This window comes from Streptomyces sp. NPDC017095 (genome assembly GCF_044332325.1).
GTDB lineage: Bacteria > Actinomycetota > Actinomycetes > Streptomycetales > Streptomycetaceae > Streptomyces.
Genome location: NZ_JBIROU010000013.1, coordinates 231,367 through 244,969, shown reverse-complemented (window position 1 = coordinate 244,969; position 13,603 = coordinate 231,367). Strand labels below are relative to the sequence as shown.

At 72.3% G+C, this 13,603-nt stretch carries 13 protein-coding genes; 3 read left to right on the top strand and 10 right to left on the bottom strand.

Annotation, left to right across the window (positions count from 1 at the left end):
- Positions 1–144: 144 nt before the first annotated feature.
- From ACH4OA_RS25670 to ACH4OA_RS25655, 4 genes are all read right to left on the bottom strand, one after another.
- Positions 145–900, bottom strand: a complete 756-nt coding sequence (locus tag ACH4OA_RS25670; RefSeq protein WP_397971143.1) for an AIM24 family protein — start codon at positions 898–900, stop codon at positions 145–147.
- A 17-nt stretch (positions 901–917) separates the two neighbouring features.
- Positions 918–1,598, bottom strand: a complete 681-nt coding sequence (locus ACH4OA_RS25665) for an AIM24 family protein (protein ID WP_365875341.1) — start codon at positions 1,596–1,598, stop codon at positions 918–920.
- Positions 1,599–1,618: 20 nt separating this feature from the next.
- Positions 1,619–3,274 (bottom strand): TerD family protein, encoded by a 1,656-nt coding sequence (locus ACH4OA_RS25660; protein WP_397971141.1) that lies wholly within the window; start codon positions 3,272–3,274, stop codon positions 1,619–1,621.
- Between the two features lie 134 nt (positions 3,275–3,408).
- On the bottom strand, positions 3,409–4,077 hold the full coding sequence (locus ACH4OA_RS25655; RefSeq protein ID WP_397971138.1) for a M48 family metallopeptidase: 669 nt from the start codon (positions 4,075–4,077) through the stop codon (positions 3,409–3,411).
- 222 nt (positions 4,078–4,299) lie between these two features.
- Here ACH4OA_RS25655 and ACH4OA_RS25650 point away from each other — a divergent pair, with 222 nt between their 5' ends.
- Both ACH4OA_RS25650 and ACH4OA_RS25645 read left to right on the top strand, forming a co-directional pair.
- The gene (locus ACH4OA_RS25650; RefSeq protein ID WP_397971135.1) at positions 4,300–5,514 is read left to right on the top strand and encodes a TOMM precursor leader peptide-binding protein; all 1,215 of its coding nucleotides are present in this window, start codon (positions 4,300–4,302) and stop codon (positions 5,512–5,514) included.
- Positions 5,507–6,877 (top strand): ABC1 kinase family protein, encoded by a 1,371-nt coding sequence (locus ACH4OA_RS25645; RefSeq protein ID WP_397940265.1) that lies wholly within the window; start codon positions 5,507–5,509, stop codon positions 6,875–6,877. Before ACH4OA_RS25650 ends, ACH4OA_RS25645 begins: the two co-directional genes overlap by 8 nt.
- A gap of 118 nt (positions 6,878–6,995) precedes the next feature.
- On the opposite strand, the gene ACH4OA_RS25640 is transcribed toward ACH4OA_RS25645, so the two are convergent.
- From ACH4OA_RS25640 to ACH4OA_RS25625, 4 genes are all read right to left on the bottom strand, one after another.
- Positions 6,996–7,319: a hypothetical protein gene (locus ACH4OA_RS25640; RefSeq protein ID WP_397940267.1), complete on the bottom strand. Its 324-nt coding sequence runs from the start codon at positions 7,317–7,319 to the stop codon at positions 6,996–6,998.
- Positions 7,316–7,693: a WhiB family transcriptional regulator gene (locus ACH4OA_RS25635; protein ID WP_365875297.1), complete on the bottom strand. Its 378-nt coding sequence runs from the start codon at positions 7,691–7,693 to the stop codon at positions 7,316–7,318. The genes ACH4OA_RS25640 and ACH4OA_RS25635 overlap by 4 nt, the downstream gene beginning before the upstream one ends.
- A gap of 172 nt (positions 7,694–7,865) precedes the next feature.
- The gene (locus ACH4OA_RS25630; protein ID WP_365875295.1) at positions 7,866–8,186 is read right to left on the bottom strand and encodes a hypothetical protein; all 321 of its coding nucleotides are present in this window, start codon (positions 8,184–8,186) and stop codon (positions 7,866–7,868) included.
- Positions 8,187–8,352: 166 nt separating this feature from the next.
- Positions 8,353–10,548: an ATP-dependent DNA helicase UvrD2 gene (locus tag ACH4OA_RS25625; RefSeq protein ID WP_397971132.1), complete on the bottom strand. Its 2,196-nt coding sequence runs from the start codon at positions 10,546–10,548 to the stop codon at positions 8,353–8,355.
- 238 nt (positions 10,549–10,786) lie between these two features.
- Between ACH4OA_RS25625 and ACH4OA_RS25620 the strand changes: the two genes are divergently transcribed.
- The gene (locus ACH4OA_RS25620; RefSeq protein WP_397940269.1) at positions 10,787–11,029 is read left to right on the top strand and encodes a mycoredoxin; all 243 of its coding nucleotides are present in this window, start codon (positions 10,787–10,789) and stop codon (positions 11,027–11,029) included.
- Positions 11,030–11,096: 67 nt separating this feature from the next.
- On the opposite strand, the gene nudC is transcribed toward ACH4OA_RS25620, so the two are convergent.
- Both nudC and ACH4OA_RS25610 read right to left on the bottom strand, forming a co-directional pair.
- Positions 11,097–12,041 (bottom strand): NAD(+) diphosphatase, encoded by a 945-nt coding sequence (nudC, locus tag ACH4OA_RS25615; RefSeq protein WP_365875232.1) that lies wholly within the window; start codon positions 12,039–12,041, stop codon positions 11,097–11,099.
- A gap of 141 nt (positions 12,042–12,182) precedes the next feature.
- Positions 12,183–13,586 (bottom strand): dipeptidase, encoded by a 1,404-nt coding sequence (locus ACH4OA_RS25610; protein WP_397971129.1) that lies wholly within the window; start codon positions 13,584–13,586, stop codon positions 12,183–12,185.
- Between the last annotated feature and the right edge of the window lie 17 nt (positions 13,587–13,603).

Genomic DNA, 13,603 nt, shown 5'->3' with positions numbered 1-13,603 from the left:
CCGCTACGAACGCAAAGCCGAGCACTTCCTGGCCTTCACCAGCCTCGCCTGCACCCTCATCTGCTACCGCAGGCTCACCAAATGAGATGACCTGTAAGTGGCGGCCACCTGGGCGGCCGCCCCTTACGTGCGTCCTGCGCGGGCTCAGCTCCAGACGTTGCCCTGGTTCTGGCCGCGTGCTCCCTGCTGGCCCATGCCGAACTGGGCGGCGATGCCCTGCCCGATCTCCGCGTTCTGCGGCGGCAGCAGCTCGCTGGGCTGGACGAGCGCGAACCCGGACCCCATGAAGCTCAGCTCCCAGCCCTCACCGGTGCTGCCGCGCCGGCGCCACACTCCGGAGGAGTGGGTCTGGGCCTGCATCTGCACGCGCAGCCCGGTGGACCAGGCCACGATCGCGTCGGCGTCGCAGTTGACGTACCGGTCGGGCGTGACCCGCATCAGCAGCGGGGCGCCCGAGGTCATCAGGGCGACCCTGCCGCGCCCGGTGATGTTGAGCTGGTACTTCCCGGAACCGGAGATGCCGTAGAGGCTGTCGACGGCGATGACCTCGTGGTGCAGCGAGGAGTCCATGGCGAGGACATAGGAGCTGTCGACGGTCAGTCCGTCCTGCTCGACGTCCACGATGTGCACGTGCTGGGCGAGATTGGCGAGGTAGACGGTGCCCTGGCCGTGGCAGCGCATCAGGTCCAGGCCCTCGCCGGTGAAGGCACGCGCGCGTGCCTGGCCGGTGCCGCGGTACTCGGCGTCGAACTCGACCAGGCCCTGGTAGGCGACCATGGTCCCCTTGCGGGCGAGGACGTCGTCGTGGCCCTCCAGGGTGATCCGGAGCATCTGCGCGTTCTGCAGGCTCCAGCGCTCCTGGCTCTGGAGGTCGTTGTGCGCGAAAAGCGGGCTCTGCATGGTGTTCTGGCTCCCCCTCAGCCCCGGGCCCGGAGGCGGTCGGTGCTGTCCTCACTGGGCTGGACGACGACGATGCCCTGTCCGGAGAAGGCCATCTGGTAGGCCTCGCCGCTGCCCCGGCCGATCAGCGACTGGGCCTTGAAGCTGCGCTTGCCCTTCACCTTCAGGTTCGGCGACCAGGCGACGAGCGCGTCCGGGTCGACGTACGTCTCGTCCTCGCCGCCCCCGCAGTCCACGACGATCGGCTTGCCCCGGGACGTCAGCGCGACCCAGCCCTGCCCGGAGATCTTCGTGTTCCACAGGCCCTGGCCGGCGAACTTGGCGAGTCCCTTGACCCGCTCCACGCCCCAGCTCAGGTGGGCGTCGAAGGCGAGGAGGTTGGTGGCGTTGACGGAGATGCCCTCGCCGTCGAGGTTGATCACGACGACGTCGGCGCCGTAGTCGGCGAGGTAGAGCAGGCCGTCACCGGAGCACTTCATCAGCGGGGCGCCCTCGCCGGTGACCCAGTCGCGGGCGATCTGGCGGACGGCCGGCGGGTTGGGCTCGTACTGGATGAAGCCCTCGTAGGCGACCATCGAGCCCACGCGCGCGAGGAGGTCGTTCCCGGTCTGCAGGGCGACCTTCAGCATGTGGCTGCCGTGGTTCTCCATGCGGGCGGTGACGGCCGCGGGCGCGAAGCCCGCGATCGCCTGGTTCACGACGTTCATGTCGGGCTCCCTCAGACCTCGTACGGCTGGACGACGATGAAGTTGCCGGGTGCGCCCCGGAACTGGAGGTTGACGCTCTCTCCGGTGTCGCCCGGGTAGGCGTTGCGGCGCATCCGGACCTGGCTGGAGACGATCACCTGGGAGGCGGCCGACCAGGCGACGACGGCGTTGCAGTCGGCGAAGGTGGTCGGTGTGACCGGCAGCACCACGGGCGTGCCGTGCGTCTTGACGACGATCGTGCCGGTGCCCTGGAACTGCATGGTGAACAGCGCGCCGCCCGGGATGCCGTGGCCCTCGATCCGGCGGACCTCGTAACCGAGGCTCTCGTCGAAGGCGAGGACGTTCTCCGCGGAGACGCAGATCGCGTCGCCCTGGAGTTCGACGGGGTGCAGGTGGGTGGCGTCGTCGGCGAGGAAGACCTGGCCCTGGCCGGTACAGCGCATGAGCTGCATCTCCTGGCCGGTGGCGTTGCCCACGACCCGGCCCATGAACCCGGCGCCCTTGTAGCCGAAGTCGACCTTGCCCTGGTAGAGCACCATGCTGCCCTGCCGGGCCAGCACCGGCTGGCCGCCGACGCCGAGGTCGACGCGGATGAGCTTCTTGTTCTGCTGCGTCCAGCGCTGGCCGGTCGGTGTCTCCTTGAACGCCAAGAGCGCGGCCGTCACCCCGGCGCCGCCCTGGGGCGCGCCCTGCGGCACTCCGTAGGCGGCGGGCTGCTGACCGGGCACCTGTCCGTAGCCCGGCGGCAGGGGCGGGGCGGGCTGGGCGCCGTAGGACGCCTGCTGCGGGCCGTGTCCCGGAGGCATCGGCGCGCCGGGACCACCGCCGTACGACGGCTGCTGCCCGCCGAACGGTGCGGGGGCCGGTGCCGCGGGTGCGGCCGGTGGCGGGACGGTGCCGGCGGCGGGCGGGGCCAGCGGGGCGACGACCGTCGGGGCGCCGTGCACGTTCGGGGCGGGGGCTGGGGGCGGGGCGAAGCCCTGCGGGGCCGGAGCGGGGGCGGGCGGCGCGGCGGATTCCGGGGCGGCCGGGGCGGCGAACGCGGGCGGCGGGGTGGCCTGGGCGGGCGGGGCGAAGCCGGGGACAGCGCCGGCGGACGGCTGGGGATGCGGCTGCTGCGCGGCGGCGGGCGCCTCCTCCTCCAGCACCTCGCCGCCGAAGTTCTTCAGCAGCGCCTCCAGGCCGCCGTCGAAACCCTGGCCGACGGCGGCGAACCGCCACCCGTCCTTGAAGTAGAAGTCACCGAGCATCACGGCCCGCTCGGTGGAGAACTCCGAGCCGTCGAAGGAGTACCGCGCGACCTCCTCGCCGCCCGCCACGATGCGGAGGTATCCGGGGCCGATACGCGACATCTGGCCGTCGCCGTCGATGGTCGCGGTGAAGGACAGCTTGCGGATCCCGGCGGGAATCCGGTCGAGCGTGACCCGGAACGACTCCGTGTCACCCGCCTGCGCACCGAGCAGCTGGACGGACTCCTCGGGGGATTTCGGCTGGTTGAAGAAGATGAAGTACCGGTCGTCCGACAGACGCTCGTCGGCGTCCAGACCGAAGCAGCTGATGTCGAAGGTCAGCCCCGGGGCCGCAATCTGCACGCCTACGTACAGATCCGTGCCCAGCGTGAGGTCACTGATCCTGGCCTTGTGGCCGCGTTGGAATTCCCTGGCCATGCGCGACGACCGTCCCCCATCCCGAATGTGAGTGCGTCGCGCCAGGCTAACGGCAATATCCGGCAGCGGCTTCGAAGGGTCGCGGTCGGTACAGAGCCGGTACACAAGCACCATCCGGCGGTGGACGGGAGCGGTCAGCCGTCCCGCTCGCCGGGTTCACCCGTTTCGCCGTGTTCGCTGGCCTCACCGCTTTCATCCTGTACGTCGCGTTCGTCGCGCCCGTCCGAAACGTGCGGCAGGCGTGCGGCGGCGGCCACTCCTTCGAGGTAGCCGCGGGCCCGCTCGGTCCTCGGATACGCCTCCAGCAGCCGCCAGAAGCCGGGCCCGTGCCCGGGGACCAGCAGGTGCGCCAGCTCGTGGCAGAGCACGTAGTCCACGACGTACTCCGGCATCCCCTGGAGGCGGTGCGAGAGCCGGATGCTGCCCTCGGCCGGGGTGCACGAACCCCAGCGGGTGTTCTGGTTGGTGACCCAGCGCACGGAAGCCGGCCGGGCCCGGCCGTCGAAGTACTGCGCCGACAGCCGCTCGGCACGCTCGGCCAGCGCGGTGTCGCCCAGGACGCGCCTGCTCTCCTGGGCGGCGAGCTTGTCCAGCATGACGGTCACCCAGCGCTGCTCCTCCGCCTTGGACATACGGGCGGGGATCAGGACGACGGTGCGATCGCCCTCGCGGTACGCGGAGACGGTACGGCGGCGCCGGGGGCTCCTGCGGACCTCGATCGCGCTCGCCGCCGGACCGCCGGGCGGCTGGCGGGTCATGCTGCGCTGCGGTTCACCGGCGCGGTGCAGAGGATCGGCGGGCACGCCCCGACGTTACCCGGTGCGCGCGGGCAAAGTCCCGGCTCCGGGACGATGCCGCAGATTCCTCCGACGAATCCCACGGCCTGTGGATAACTTTCGACGCCGGACGCCCGGACCGGGCATGCTGACAGGCGTCGGAGGAACCCGCCCGGCTTCACCGACGAAAGGACGTTCCGCCCGGGATGTCCCGCTGGTAAGAACTAGGTGCGACTACGGGGGCCGCTCATGCATCCGGTGGTGAAGTCCGCGCTGCGGCGCGGCTGGCGCGATCAGAGCACGGTGCAGTTCGGGATGACCCCGGCGCACGCGGTGACGCTGGGACCGGTGGACCAGGCCACGGACGGCTTCCTGGCACTGCTCGACGGCACCCGCGGACTGCCGCTGCTGCGCGAGGAGGGCCGCCGCGCGGGACTGCCGGGCGGACGTGTGGACGCGCTGGTGCGGCGGCTGGCCCGGGCCGGCCTCGTCGACGACGCCCGCGGCGGCGGCCCCGCCGCGGACGCGCTGCGGGTGAGGACCGAGGTGCTCCAGCGGCTGCGCCCCGACCTCGCCTCGCTGTCCCTCGTCGCATCCGAGCCGGGCGGCGCACCGGCGCGGCTGGCGGCGCGGCGCGCGCTGCGGGTGCGGGTGCGCGGAGCGGGCCGGGTCGGCGCCCTGCTGGCCTCGGTGCTGGCGGGCGCCGGGATCGGCGAGGTGGAGGTGGACGACACGGGCCGGGTGGAGCCGTGGGACGTGGCGCCGGGCGGGCTGACCGCGGAGTCGGTCGGCGACCGCCGGGAGGCGGCGGCGCGGGCGGCGGTCCGCCGAGCCGCGCCGGACCGGCCGCCGCGCCACCCCCACTCCCCGGGCTCCGGCGCCGGCGGCCCCGGACTGTCCCTGGTGGTCCTCGCGCCCCGGGACGAGGTCGCCGTGCACGCCCCGGACCCGGCCGCCGCCGAGTCGCTCATGGCCTCCGGCACCCCGCATCTGTACGCCGGGGTGGTGGAGGGCACGGGTGTCGTCGGTCCACTGGTCCTGCCCGGCGAGACGGGCTGTGCCGGATGCCTGGACCAGGAGCGCACCGACAGTGATCCGGCCTGGCCCCGGCTGGTCACCCAGTGGCGGTCCGGCCGGGCCCGCCGGGTCGCGGCCTGCGATCTGGCCCTGGCCACGACGGTGGCCGGGATGGCGGCCGCACAGGCGCTGGCCTTCCTGGACGGCGGTCCGGCGGGCGGCGCGGGCATCCGCCGTGAGGTGTCCCTGCCCGGTCTGACCTGGCGTGCCCACCCGGTCCGGCCGCATCCGGCGTGCGGCTGCGGGGCGGCCGGGAAAGGCAGCCGGGAACATTCCCCGACCATGGGGCGGCCACGCGCGACAATGGCGGTGCGACGGCCGACGACCAAGCGACAACGCGAAGCAGGCGCGGCACGGCCGACTGCGACTTGGAGGGCGCATGTCTGATCTTCCCCGGAAGGCGGTCACCCGGACCGCCAAGCTGGCCGCGCTCCCGCTCGGCTTCGCCGGACGGGCGACGTGGGGGCTGGGCAAGCGGATCGTGGGCGAGTCCGCGGAGATCGTCGGCCGCGAACTGCAACAGCGCACGGCGGATCAGCTGTTCAAGGTGCTCGGCGAGCTGAAGGGCGGCGCGATGAAGTTCGGGCAGGCCCTGTCCGTCTTCGAATCCGCGCTGCCGGAGGAGGTCGCCGGCCCCTACCGGGCCGCCCTGACCAAACTCCAGGAAGCCGCCCCGCCGATGCCGACCCGTACGGTGCACGCGGTGCTGGAGGAGCGGCTGGGTCCGGACTGGCGCGAGCTGTTCGAGGAGTTCGAGGACAAGCCGGCCGCCGCGGCCTCGATCGGCCAGGTGCACCGGGCGGTCTGGCACGACGGCCGCGAGGTGGCGGTCAAGGTGCAGTACCCGGGCGCCGGCGAGGCCCTCCTCTCCGACCTCGGCCAGCTGAGCCGGTTCGCCCGGCTGCTCGGCCCGCTCATCCCGGGCATGGACATCAAGCCGCTGATCGCGGAGCTGAGGGACCGCGTCTCCGAGGAACTGGACTACGGCCTGGAGGCACAGGCCCAGGCCGCGCACGCGGCGGAGTTCGCGGACGACCCCGACGTGGTCGTCCCGGCGGTGGTCCACCAGTGCGAGCAGGTCCTCGTGACCGAGTGGATCGACGGCATCCCGCTGTCGGAGATCATCGCGGACGGCACCCCCGGACAGCGCGACCGAGCGGGCCAGCTCCTGGCCCGCTTCCTCTTCTCCGGGCCGGCCCGCACCGGCCTGCTGCACGCCGATCCGCACCCGGGCAACTTCCGTCTGCTGCCCGGCGGCCCGGCGGGCGAGGACGACTGGCGCCTGGGCGTCCTGGACTTCGGCACGGTCGACCGGCTCCCCGGCGGGCTGCCGGACCCGATCGGCGTCTCCCTGCGGATGACCCTGGACGGCGACGCGGAGCGGGTCTACGAACTGCTCTGTGCGGAGGGGTTCGTGAAGGAGAGCATCGACCTGGAGCCGGACGCCGTCCTGGACTATCTGCTGCCGATCATCGAGCCGGCCCGGGTGGAGGCGTTCACCTTCAGCCGCTCCTGGATGCGCGGCCAGGCCGCCCGCATCGCCGACCCGCGCTCGCCCGCCTACCAGCTCGGCAAGCGGCTCAACCTGCCGCCGGCCTACCTGCTGATACACCGGGTGACCCTGAGCACCATCGGAGTCCTGTGCCAGCTGGGTGCCACGGTGCGGCTGCGGGACGAACTGGAGGAATGGCTGCCGGGCTTCGCACCGGACGCGCCGGACGCGACCGAGGAGGAACCGGCAGGGGCCTGATCCGGCCGCACGGTGCCCGCAACGCACGGCGGGGGCCGGTCCGTTCGGCCGGACCGGCCCCCGCGGAGAGCTTCGCCTCCCGGGTTTCCGGTAGGCCACCGCCGCTCGGGTGTGAGCGTTACTGCATCACGGCCATGGCGAGCGCGCGGCGGGCGCGCAGCGAGGCTCGCTCGGCCCGGCGCTGCATCCGCTGGGCGACCGCCAGGCGCATGGCCCGGCGCTCGCGCACGGCGTGCTGAAGCTGGTCGTGCATATGCGCACGAGCCAGGGCTTCTTGCATGAGTTGCATCTCGTGGTTCCTGTTCTGGCGCGCTTCGGTGGCGCCGGTGGTGGTGAAGTCTGGGGTCGCGGAGCCGGCGGGCTCAGTGGTGGACGGCGTCATCGGGGCCTGCTTCTTGGGGTCGTGCGTGAGAGGGCGGTCGATCGTTCCTGCGGTGTTCATGCTGTGACCGGGTTCTTGCGCGGGCGGCCACGCGGCCGCTTCCGGGCGACGACGACACCCTGGACGAACAGCTCGCCACCCCAGACACCCCACGGCTCACGCCGCTCCTTGGCGCCGGCGAGGCAGGCCTCGACCAGCGGGCAGGTGCGGCAGAGGGACTTGGCGTACTCCACGTCCGCGGGCGACTCGGCGAAGAAGACCTCCGGGTCGTAGGAGCGGCAGGGGACGGGTACGCCGAGGTTCTCGATGGCGTCGTCGAGCGCGGTGAGCGCGGTGAGGGGGGCGAGGGCGGTCAAGGTGGAGTCCTCCGTGAGGCCGGGCGGGGGGATCGTTTGCGAAGGCGGTACGGACGGGGCGTGCGCTTCGAGTTGCACGATGGTCTTCCTCGTCTGGTCGTTCCGGCCGGTTGACCGGGTGTCGGCTGGGTACCGGGTTCTTTTCTTGTCCCGAGGCCCCTTCACTCCGTCGTCCCGTTCGGGACAAACAGAAGGGCCGCGGATCCCGGATGGGGTTCCGCGGCCCTGAAGGCGCCGGCCTGATCGGAGATCAGGCTGGATCACTCCAGGGTTCTGGCCCACGGAAGGCCCACATCAGGTGGTGCTGCGTCGTCTGCTTCCGGAATCCGGCACCGGCCGCCGCGAAGGCATAGGCATGCGCCTGTGCCACTACCGCTTCCAGTGCCTTGGTCGGTCGCTCATCGCGCTCACGAACGGGAAGGCTCGCGAGGGCACGGGAGGACGCCGGACGCACGGCACGGACACCGGACAGACCGGTGCCCTGGTTCGAGGCGCCGAGAATGCACGTGGAGACGGTCGAGCGATCGGTCAGTTTGGCCGTGCTGATGGAGCTGATGTTGATGCTGATCACAGGACTCGCCTCCTCTCGGCGTCTCAAGGGACCGGGGTGAATCCGGTCCGTTCGGATATGCAAGTACAACACGGAGCCGGGGCCTTGGAGAAGGCCGCTGCTTCCGTGCTTAGAACCTATGGGGATTGCCGGGGCATGCGCAAACTATTTTTTCGACGAGTTGCCCTCACTCGCTCTCCTCGCCTGCATCAGGCTCCCGACCTGCGCAAATGGCCAGAACATCGGCGCCGTAGCTGCGCAGCTTGCGGCTGAGGACACCAGGGATGCGGGCGAGTTCGGCGGAGGTGTCCGGGCAGGCTTCCGCGATCGCCATCAGTGTCCGGTCCGTGAAGACGCAGAAGTCCGGCTGGCCGCTGCGCTCGGCCTGCACCGCGCGCCACTCCCGGAGCCGTGCGTAGAGCCCTTCGTCCATGTCCGAGGGGCAGTCCTCGCAGCGCATCAGCTTCATCTCGCCGGCGTCGGTGAGCGTGCGTCCGCAGACGCGGCAGCGGGCGGGGGTGCGCTGGGTGCGGCGGGGTGCGGCGACGGCGTTGGGCCGGGAACCGCGTTCGACGCCCGCGCCCGCGCCGGAGCCGGTGGGTCCGACGGTGGGCGTGGTGCCGGGGCGCAGGCCGTCCAGGAAGCGGCTCGGTCTGCGGCCCGGGCGGCCGCCCGGTGAGCGGGACAGGGCCCAGGAGACATGGAGGCGTTCCCGGGCGCGGGTGACGCCGACGTAGAGCAGCCGGCGCTCCTCCTCGATCTGCTCGTCGGTGCGGGCGTAGGAGATGGGGAGCATGCCCTCGGCGACGCCGACCAGGAAGACGACGTCCCACTCCAGGCCCTTGGCGGCGTGCAGGGAGGCGAGGGTGACGCCCTGCACGGTCGGGGCGTGCTGGGCGTTGGCCCGCTCGTCCAGTTCGGCCACGAAGTCGGCGAGGGTGGCTCCGGGGCGGGCGGCGGCGAGGTCGTGGGCGAGGCTGACCAGGGCGGCCAGGGATTCCCAGCGTTCCCTGACGGCGCCGGACCCGGCCGGGGGCGCGCTGGTCCAGCCTTCCCCGGAGAGGACGGCGCGCACCTGGGAGGGCAGGTCCACGACGTCGTCCAGCAGGGAGTCGTTGCCGCCGAAGCGGGCCGCGCCGCGCAGGGCGAGGCCGGCCTTGCGGATCTCGGGCCGGTCGAAGAAGCGCTCGGCACCGCGCAGCTGGTACGGCACACCGGCGTCGGCGAGTGCCTGCTCGTAGGTCTCGGACTGGGAGTTCGTACGGAACAGCACGGCGATCTCGGCGGCCGGGACACCGGCGTCGATCAGCTCGCGGATGCGCCGGGCGGCGCCTTCGGCCTCGGCGGGTTCGTCGGTGTACTCGACGTAGACGGGCTCGGGTCCCGAGGGGCGCTGGGAGACGAGTTCCAGCCGGTATCCGGCGGCCCGGCCTCGGGCCTGGGCGAGCAGGCCGTTGGCGAGGCGGACCACCTGGGGCGTGGAGCGGTAGTCGCGGACCAGCTTGACGACGGTGGCACCGGGGTGCCGGACGCGGAAGTCGAGCAGGTGGTCCGGGGTTGCTCCCGTGAACGAATAGATGGTCTGGCTGGCGTCACCGACGACACACAGGTCCTCGCGGTCGCCGAGCCACAGGTCGAGCAGCCGCTGCTGGAGCGGGCTGACGTCCTGGTACTCGTCCACGACGAAGTGCTGGTACTGCGAACGGACCTGCTCGGCGATGTCGTGCCGATCCTGGAGGACGGCGACGGTGAGCAGCAGGACGTCCTCGAAGTCGATCACCGCGCGGTCGCGCTTGAGGTCCTCGTAGGCCGCGTAGAGATGGGCGATCTCGGCCGGGTCGCGAGGTGTCTCGCGGCCGGCCTTCGCGGCCGCGTACGGGTAGTCGGCGGGGACGGTCTGGGTGACCTTGCACCATTCGATCTCGGCGGTCACGTCCCGCAGCTCGTTGCGGTCGAGGCGGGTGCCGAGGCCGACGGCTGCCTCGGCGACGAGCTGGACCTTGCGGTCGACGAGCCGGGGCATGACGCCACCGACCGCTTTCGGCCAGAAGTACTGGAGCTGGCGCAGGGCGGCGGAGTGGAAGGTGCGGGCCTGGACGCCCTGGGCACCGAGCTGGCGGAGCCGGCCGCGCATCTCGCCGGCGGCGCGGTTGGTGAAGGTGACGGCGAGCACGCTGGACGGCTGGAGGATGCCGGCCCGCACCCCGTAGGCGATGCGGTGGGTGATCGCCCGGGTCTTGCCGGTGCCCGCTCCGGCCAGCACGCACACCGGACCGTGCAGGGCGGTGGCGACCTCGCGCTGCTCGGGGTCGAGCCCTTCGAGCACCGCGTCGGCCGACTCCGGTACCCGAGGGAAAAGGGTGGAATGCGTTGCTGCTGTCACACCGCCATGCTGCCAGGTCGGCCGGGACGGACGGGCCGGTTGTCCACAGGCGGGACCTCGCAGTCCTATAAACGGCAGGCTTGTTGTCGTATTGATGCGGCAGGCATCACACAGACGCGGCGGGCCGCGCGGCGGAGGGCGGGCGGTGCGGATACCCCACCCGGGAATGACCGCCCGGCCACTCGTGTTCTCCTGCTCGACGACCTTTCCACCGAACTGTCCGAGGAGAGCGAGAGACATGCAGGGCACTGTGACGATGTACAGCACGACGTGGTGTGGCTACTGCCGGCGGCTGAAGAGCCAGCTCGACCGGGAGGGCATCGCGTACAGCGAGATCAACATCGAGCAGGACCCCGAGTCCGCCGCCTTCGTGGAGAAGGCGAACGACGGCAACCAGACCGTCCCGACCGTGCTCTTCCCGGACGGCTCCACGCTGACGAACCCGTCGCTGGCCCAGGTGAAGCAGAAGCTGGCCGCCTGACACGCCCCGGTCACCGCGGTGACCGACGACAGGGCGGCCCCGGCAGGACCGGGGCCGCCCTGTCGTGTCAGACGAAGCCGCGGGTCGGCAGGGGCTTGCCGTACCACATCTCGATCAGCCGGGCCGCGATGGAGATGCCGTAGGGCGGCAGCACCTCGCCGGACTCGAAGGCCGCGTGCAGTTCCTCGCGGGAGAACCAGCGGGCCTCGTGGATCTCGTCGCCGTCGACGTCGATCTCGGTGGACGTGGCCCGGGCCATGAAGCCCAGCATCAGGCTGGACGGGAAGGGCCAGGGCTGGCTGGCGATGTACTCGACCGGCCCGACCGTGACGCCGACCTCCTCGCACACCTCACGGCGCACGGCCTGCTCGATGGACTCCCCGGGCTCCACGAATCCGGCCAGCGTGGAGAAGCGGCCCTCGGGCCAGTGCACCTGCCGGCCGAGCAGGATGCGGTCCTCCTCGTCCGTGACCGCCATGATCACGGCCGGGTCGGTGCGCGGGTAGTGCTCGGCGCCGCAGGCCTGGCAGCGCCGGATGTGACCGGCCGCCGCGATGACCGTGCGCTCGCCGCAGCGGGAGCAGAAGCGGTGGGTGCGCTGCCAGTTCTCCAGGCCCACCGCGTGCACCATCAGCCCGGCGTCGCGCGGCGACAGCAGCAGGCCGGCCTCCCGCAGCCCCGCCGGGCGCGCGGACTGGTCGATACGGCCGGGCAGCGAGTCCTTCTGGAGCGCGAAGTAGCTCACGCCGTCCTCGTCGATGCCGAGGAAGTAGCGGTGCGCCTCGGTGAGGGGCGCCTCGAAGGACGGCGTCATCACGAGTTCGGTCCGGCCGTCCGGCGTCTCGTCGATGAGCACCTGGCCGCCGGAGACCACGAAACAGCGGGTCGTGGGGTGGCTCCACGCCGCCGCCAGCCAGGCCTCGTCCAGCCGGTGGTGGGCGGCGCGGTCGATGCCGCTCGGGGCGGTCAGCGAGATGGGTCGGTCGGCTGTGTGGTCGGTGCAGGTGGTCACGTGTGCTTCCAACTCCCCCAGTTCAGCATTTCTTCGGCGGGCGGTTCGGCGGGACATAGGGCGGGAGGGCACCGGGACGGCGCGGGCGGGACGGCCGTCTCCAGTGTGCCCCGCGCACGGTGCCTCCCGGCGGCGGCCGGGTCAGGGTGCGGTACGCCAGTTCCGGGCCAGGTCACCCCACAGGTAGGCGCTGGTCTCGACGCCCTTGAAGAGGAGGTCAAGCTCGACCTTCTCGTTGGGGGCGTGCCAGCCGTCGGACGGGACGGAGATGCCGAGGAAGAGCACCGGGGCGCCGAGGACCTCCTGGAGGTCGGCGGCGGGTCCGGAGCCGCCCTCGCGGGTGAACCGGACCGGGCTCTGGAAGGCGCGGCCCATGGCGCGGACCACGGACTGCAGCGCGGGGTGGTCGAGCGGGGTCAGACACGGGCGGGTGGCCGCGCCGAAGCGGGTCTCGCAGCGGATGCCGGCGGGCACCTGCTCGGCGGCCCACGCGCGCACGGCGTTCTCGATGTGGCCGAGGTCCTGGCCGGCGACCAGCCGGAAGGACAGCTTCACCATGGCCGTGGACGGGACGATCGTCTTGTTGCCGGGGCCCTGGTAGCCACCGCCGATGCCGTTGACCTCGGCGGTCGGGCGGGCCCAGACGCGCTCCAGGGTGGTGTAGCCGGCCTCGCCGTGCGCGGCGTGCGACTTGGCCGTGCGCAGCCAGCTCGCCTCGTCGAAGGGCAGCTCGGCGAAGAGTGCGCGCTCGCGGTCGGTCAGCTCGACGATGCCGTCGTAGAAGCCGGGTATCGCCACGCGCGCGTGCTCGTCGTGCAGGGCGGCGACCAGGCGGGCCGCGGCGGTGGCCGGGTTCGGGACGGCGCCGCCGAAGGAGCCGGAGTGGATGTCCTGGTCCGGGCCGTACAGCCGGATCTCGCACTCGGCGAGGCCCCGCATGCCGGTGCACACGGTCGGGGTGTCCTCGGCCCACATGCCGGTGTCGGAGACGATCACGGCGTCGGCGGCGAGCCGCCCGGCCTTCTCCCCCACCAGGGCGCGGAAGTGCGGCGAGCCGGACTCCTCCTCGCCCTCGATCAGCAGCTTGAGGTGGACGGCCGGCGCGCTGCGGCCGGTCGCGGCGAGGTGGGCGCGGACGCCGAGTGTGTGGAAGAACACCTGGCCCTTGTCGTCGGCGGCCCCGCGCGCGTAGAGACGGTCGCCGCGGACGACCGGCTCGAAGGGGTCGCTGTCCCAGCCGTCCTCGCGGGCGGCGGGCTGCACGTCGTGATGGCCGTAGACCAGGACCGTGGGCGCCTCGGGGTCGTCCGAGGGCCACTCGGCGAAGACGGCGGGCGCTCCCGGCGTCTGCCAGACCTCGGCGGTCGGGAAGCCGGTTTCCTTCAGGGTCGCGGCGAGCCAGTCCGCGCTGCGCCGTACGTCGGGCGCGTGGTCGGGCTGGGCCGACACGGAGGGGATGCGCAGCCATGCGGCGAGGTCGTCGAGGAAGGCGGCGCGGTGCTGCTCGATGTACGCGCGGACGGCGCTGTCCGGGGTCTGGCTCATGCTCACGAGCCTATCCG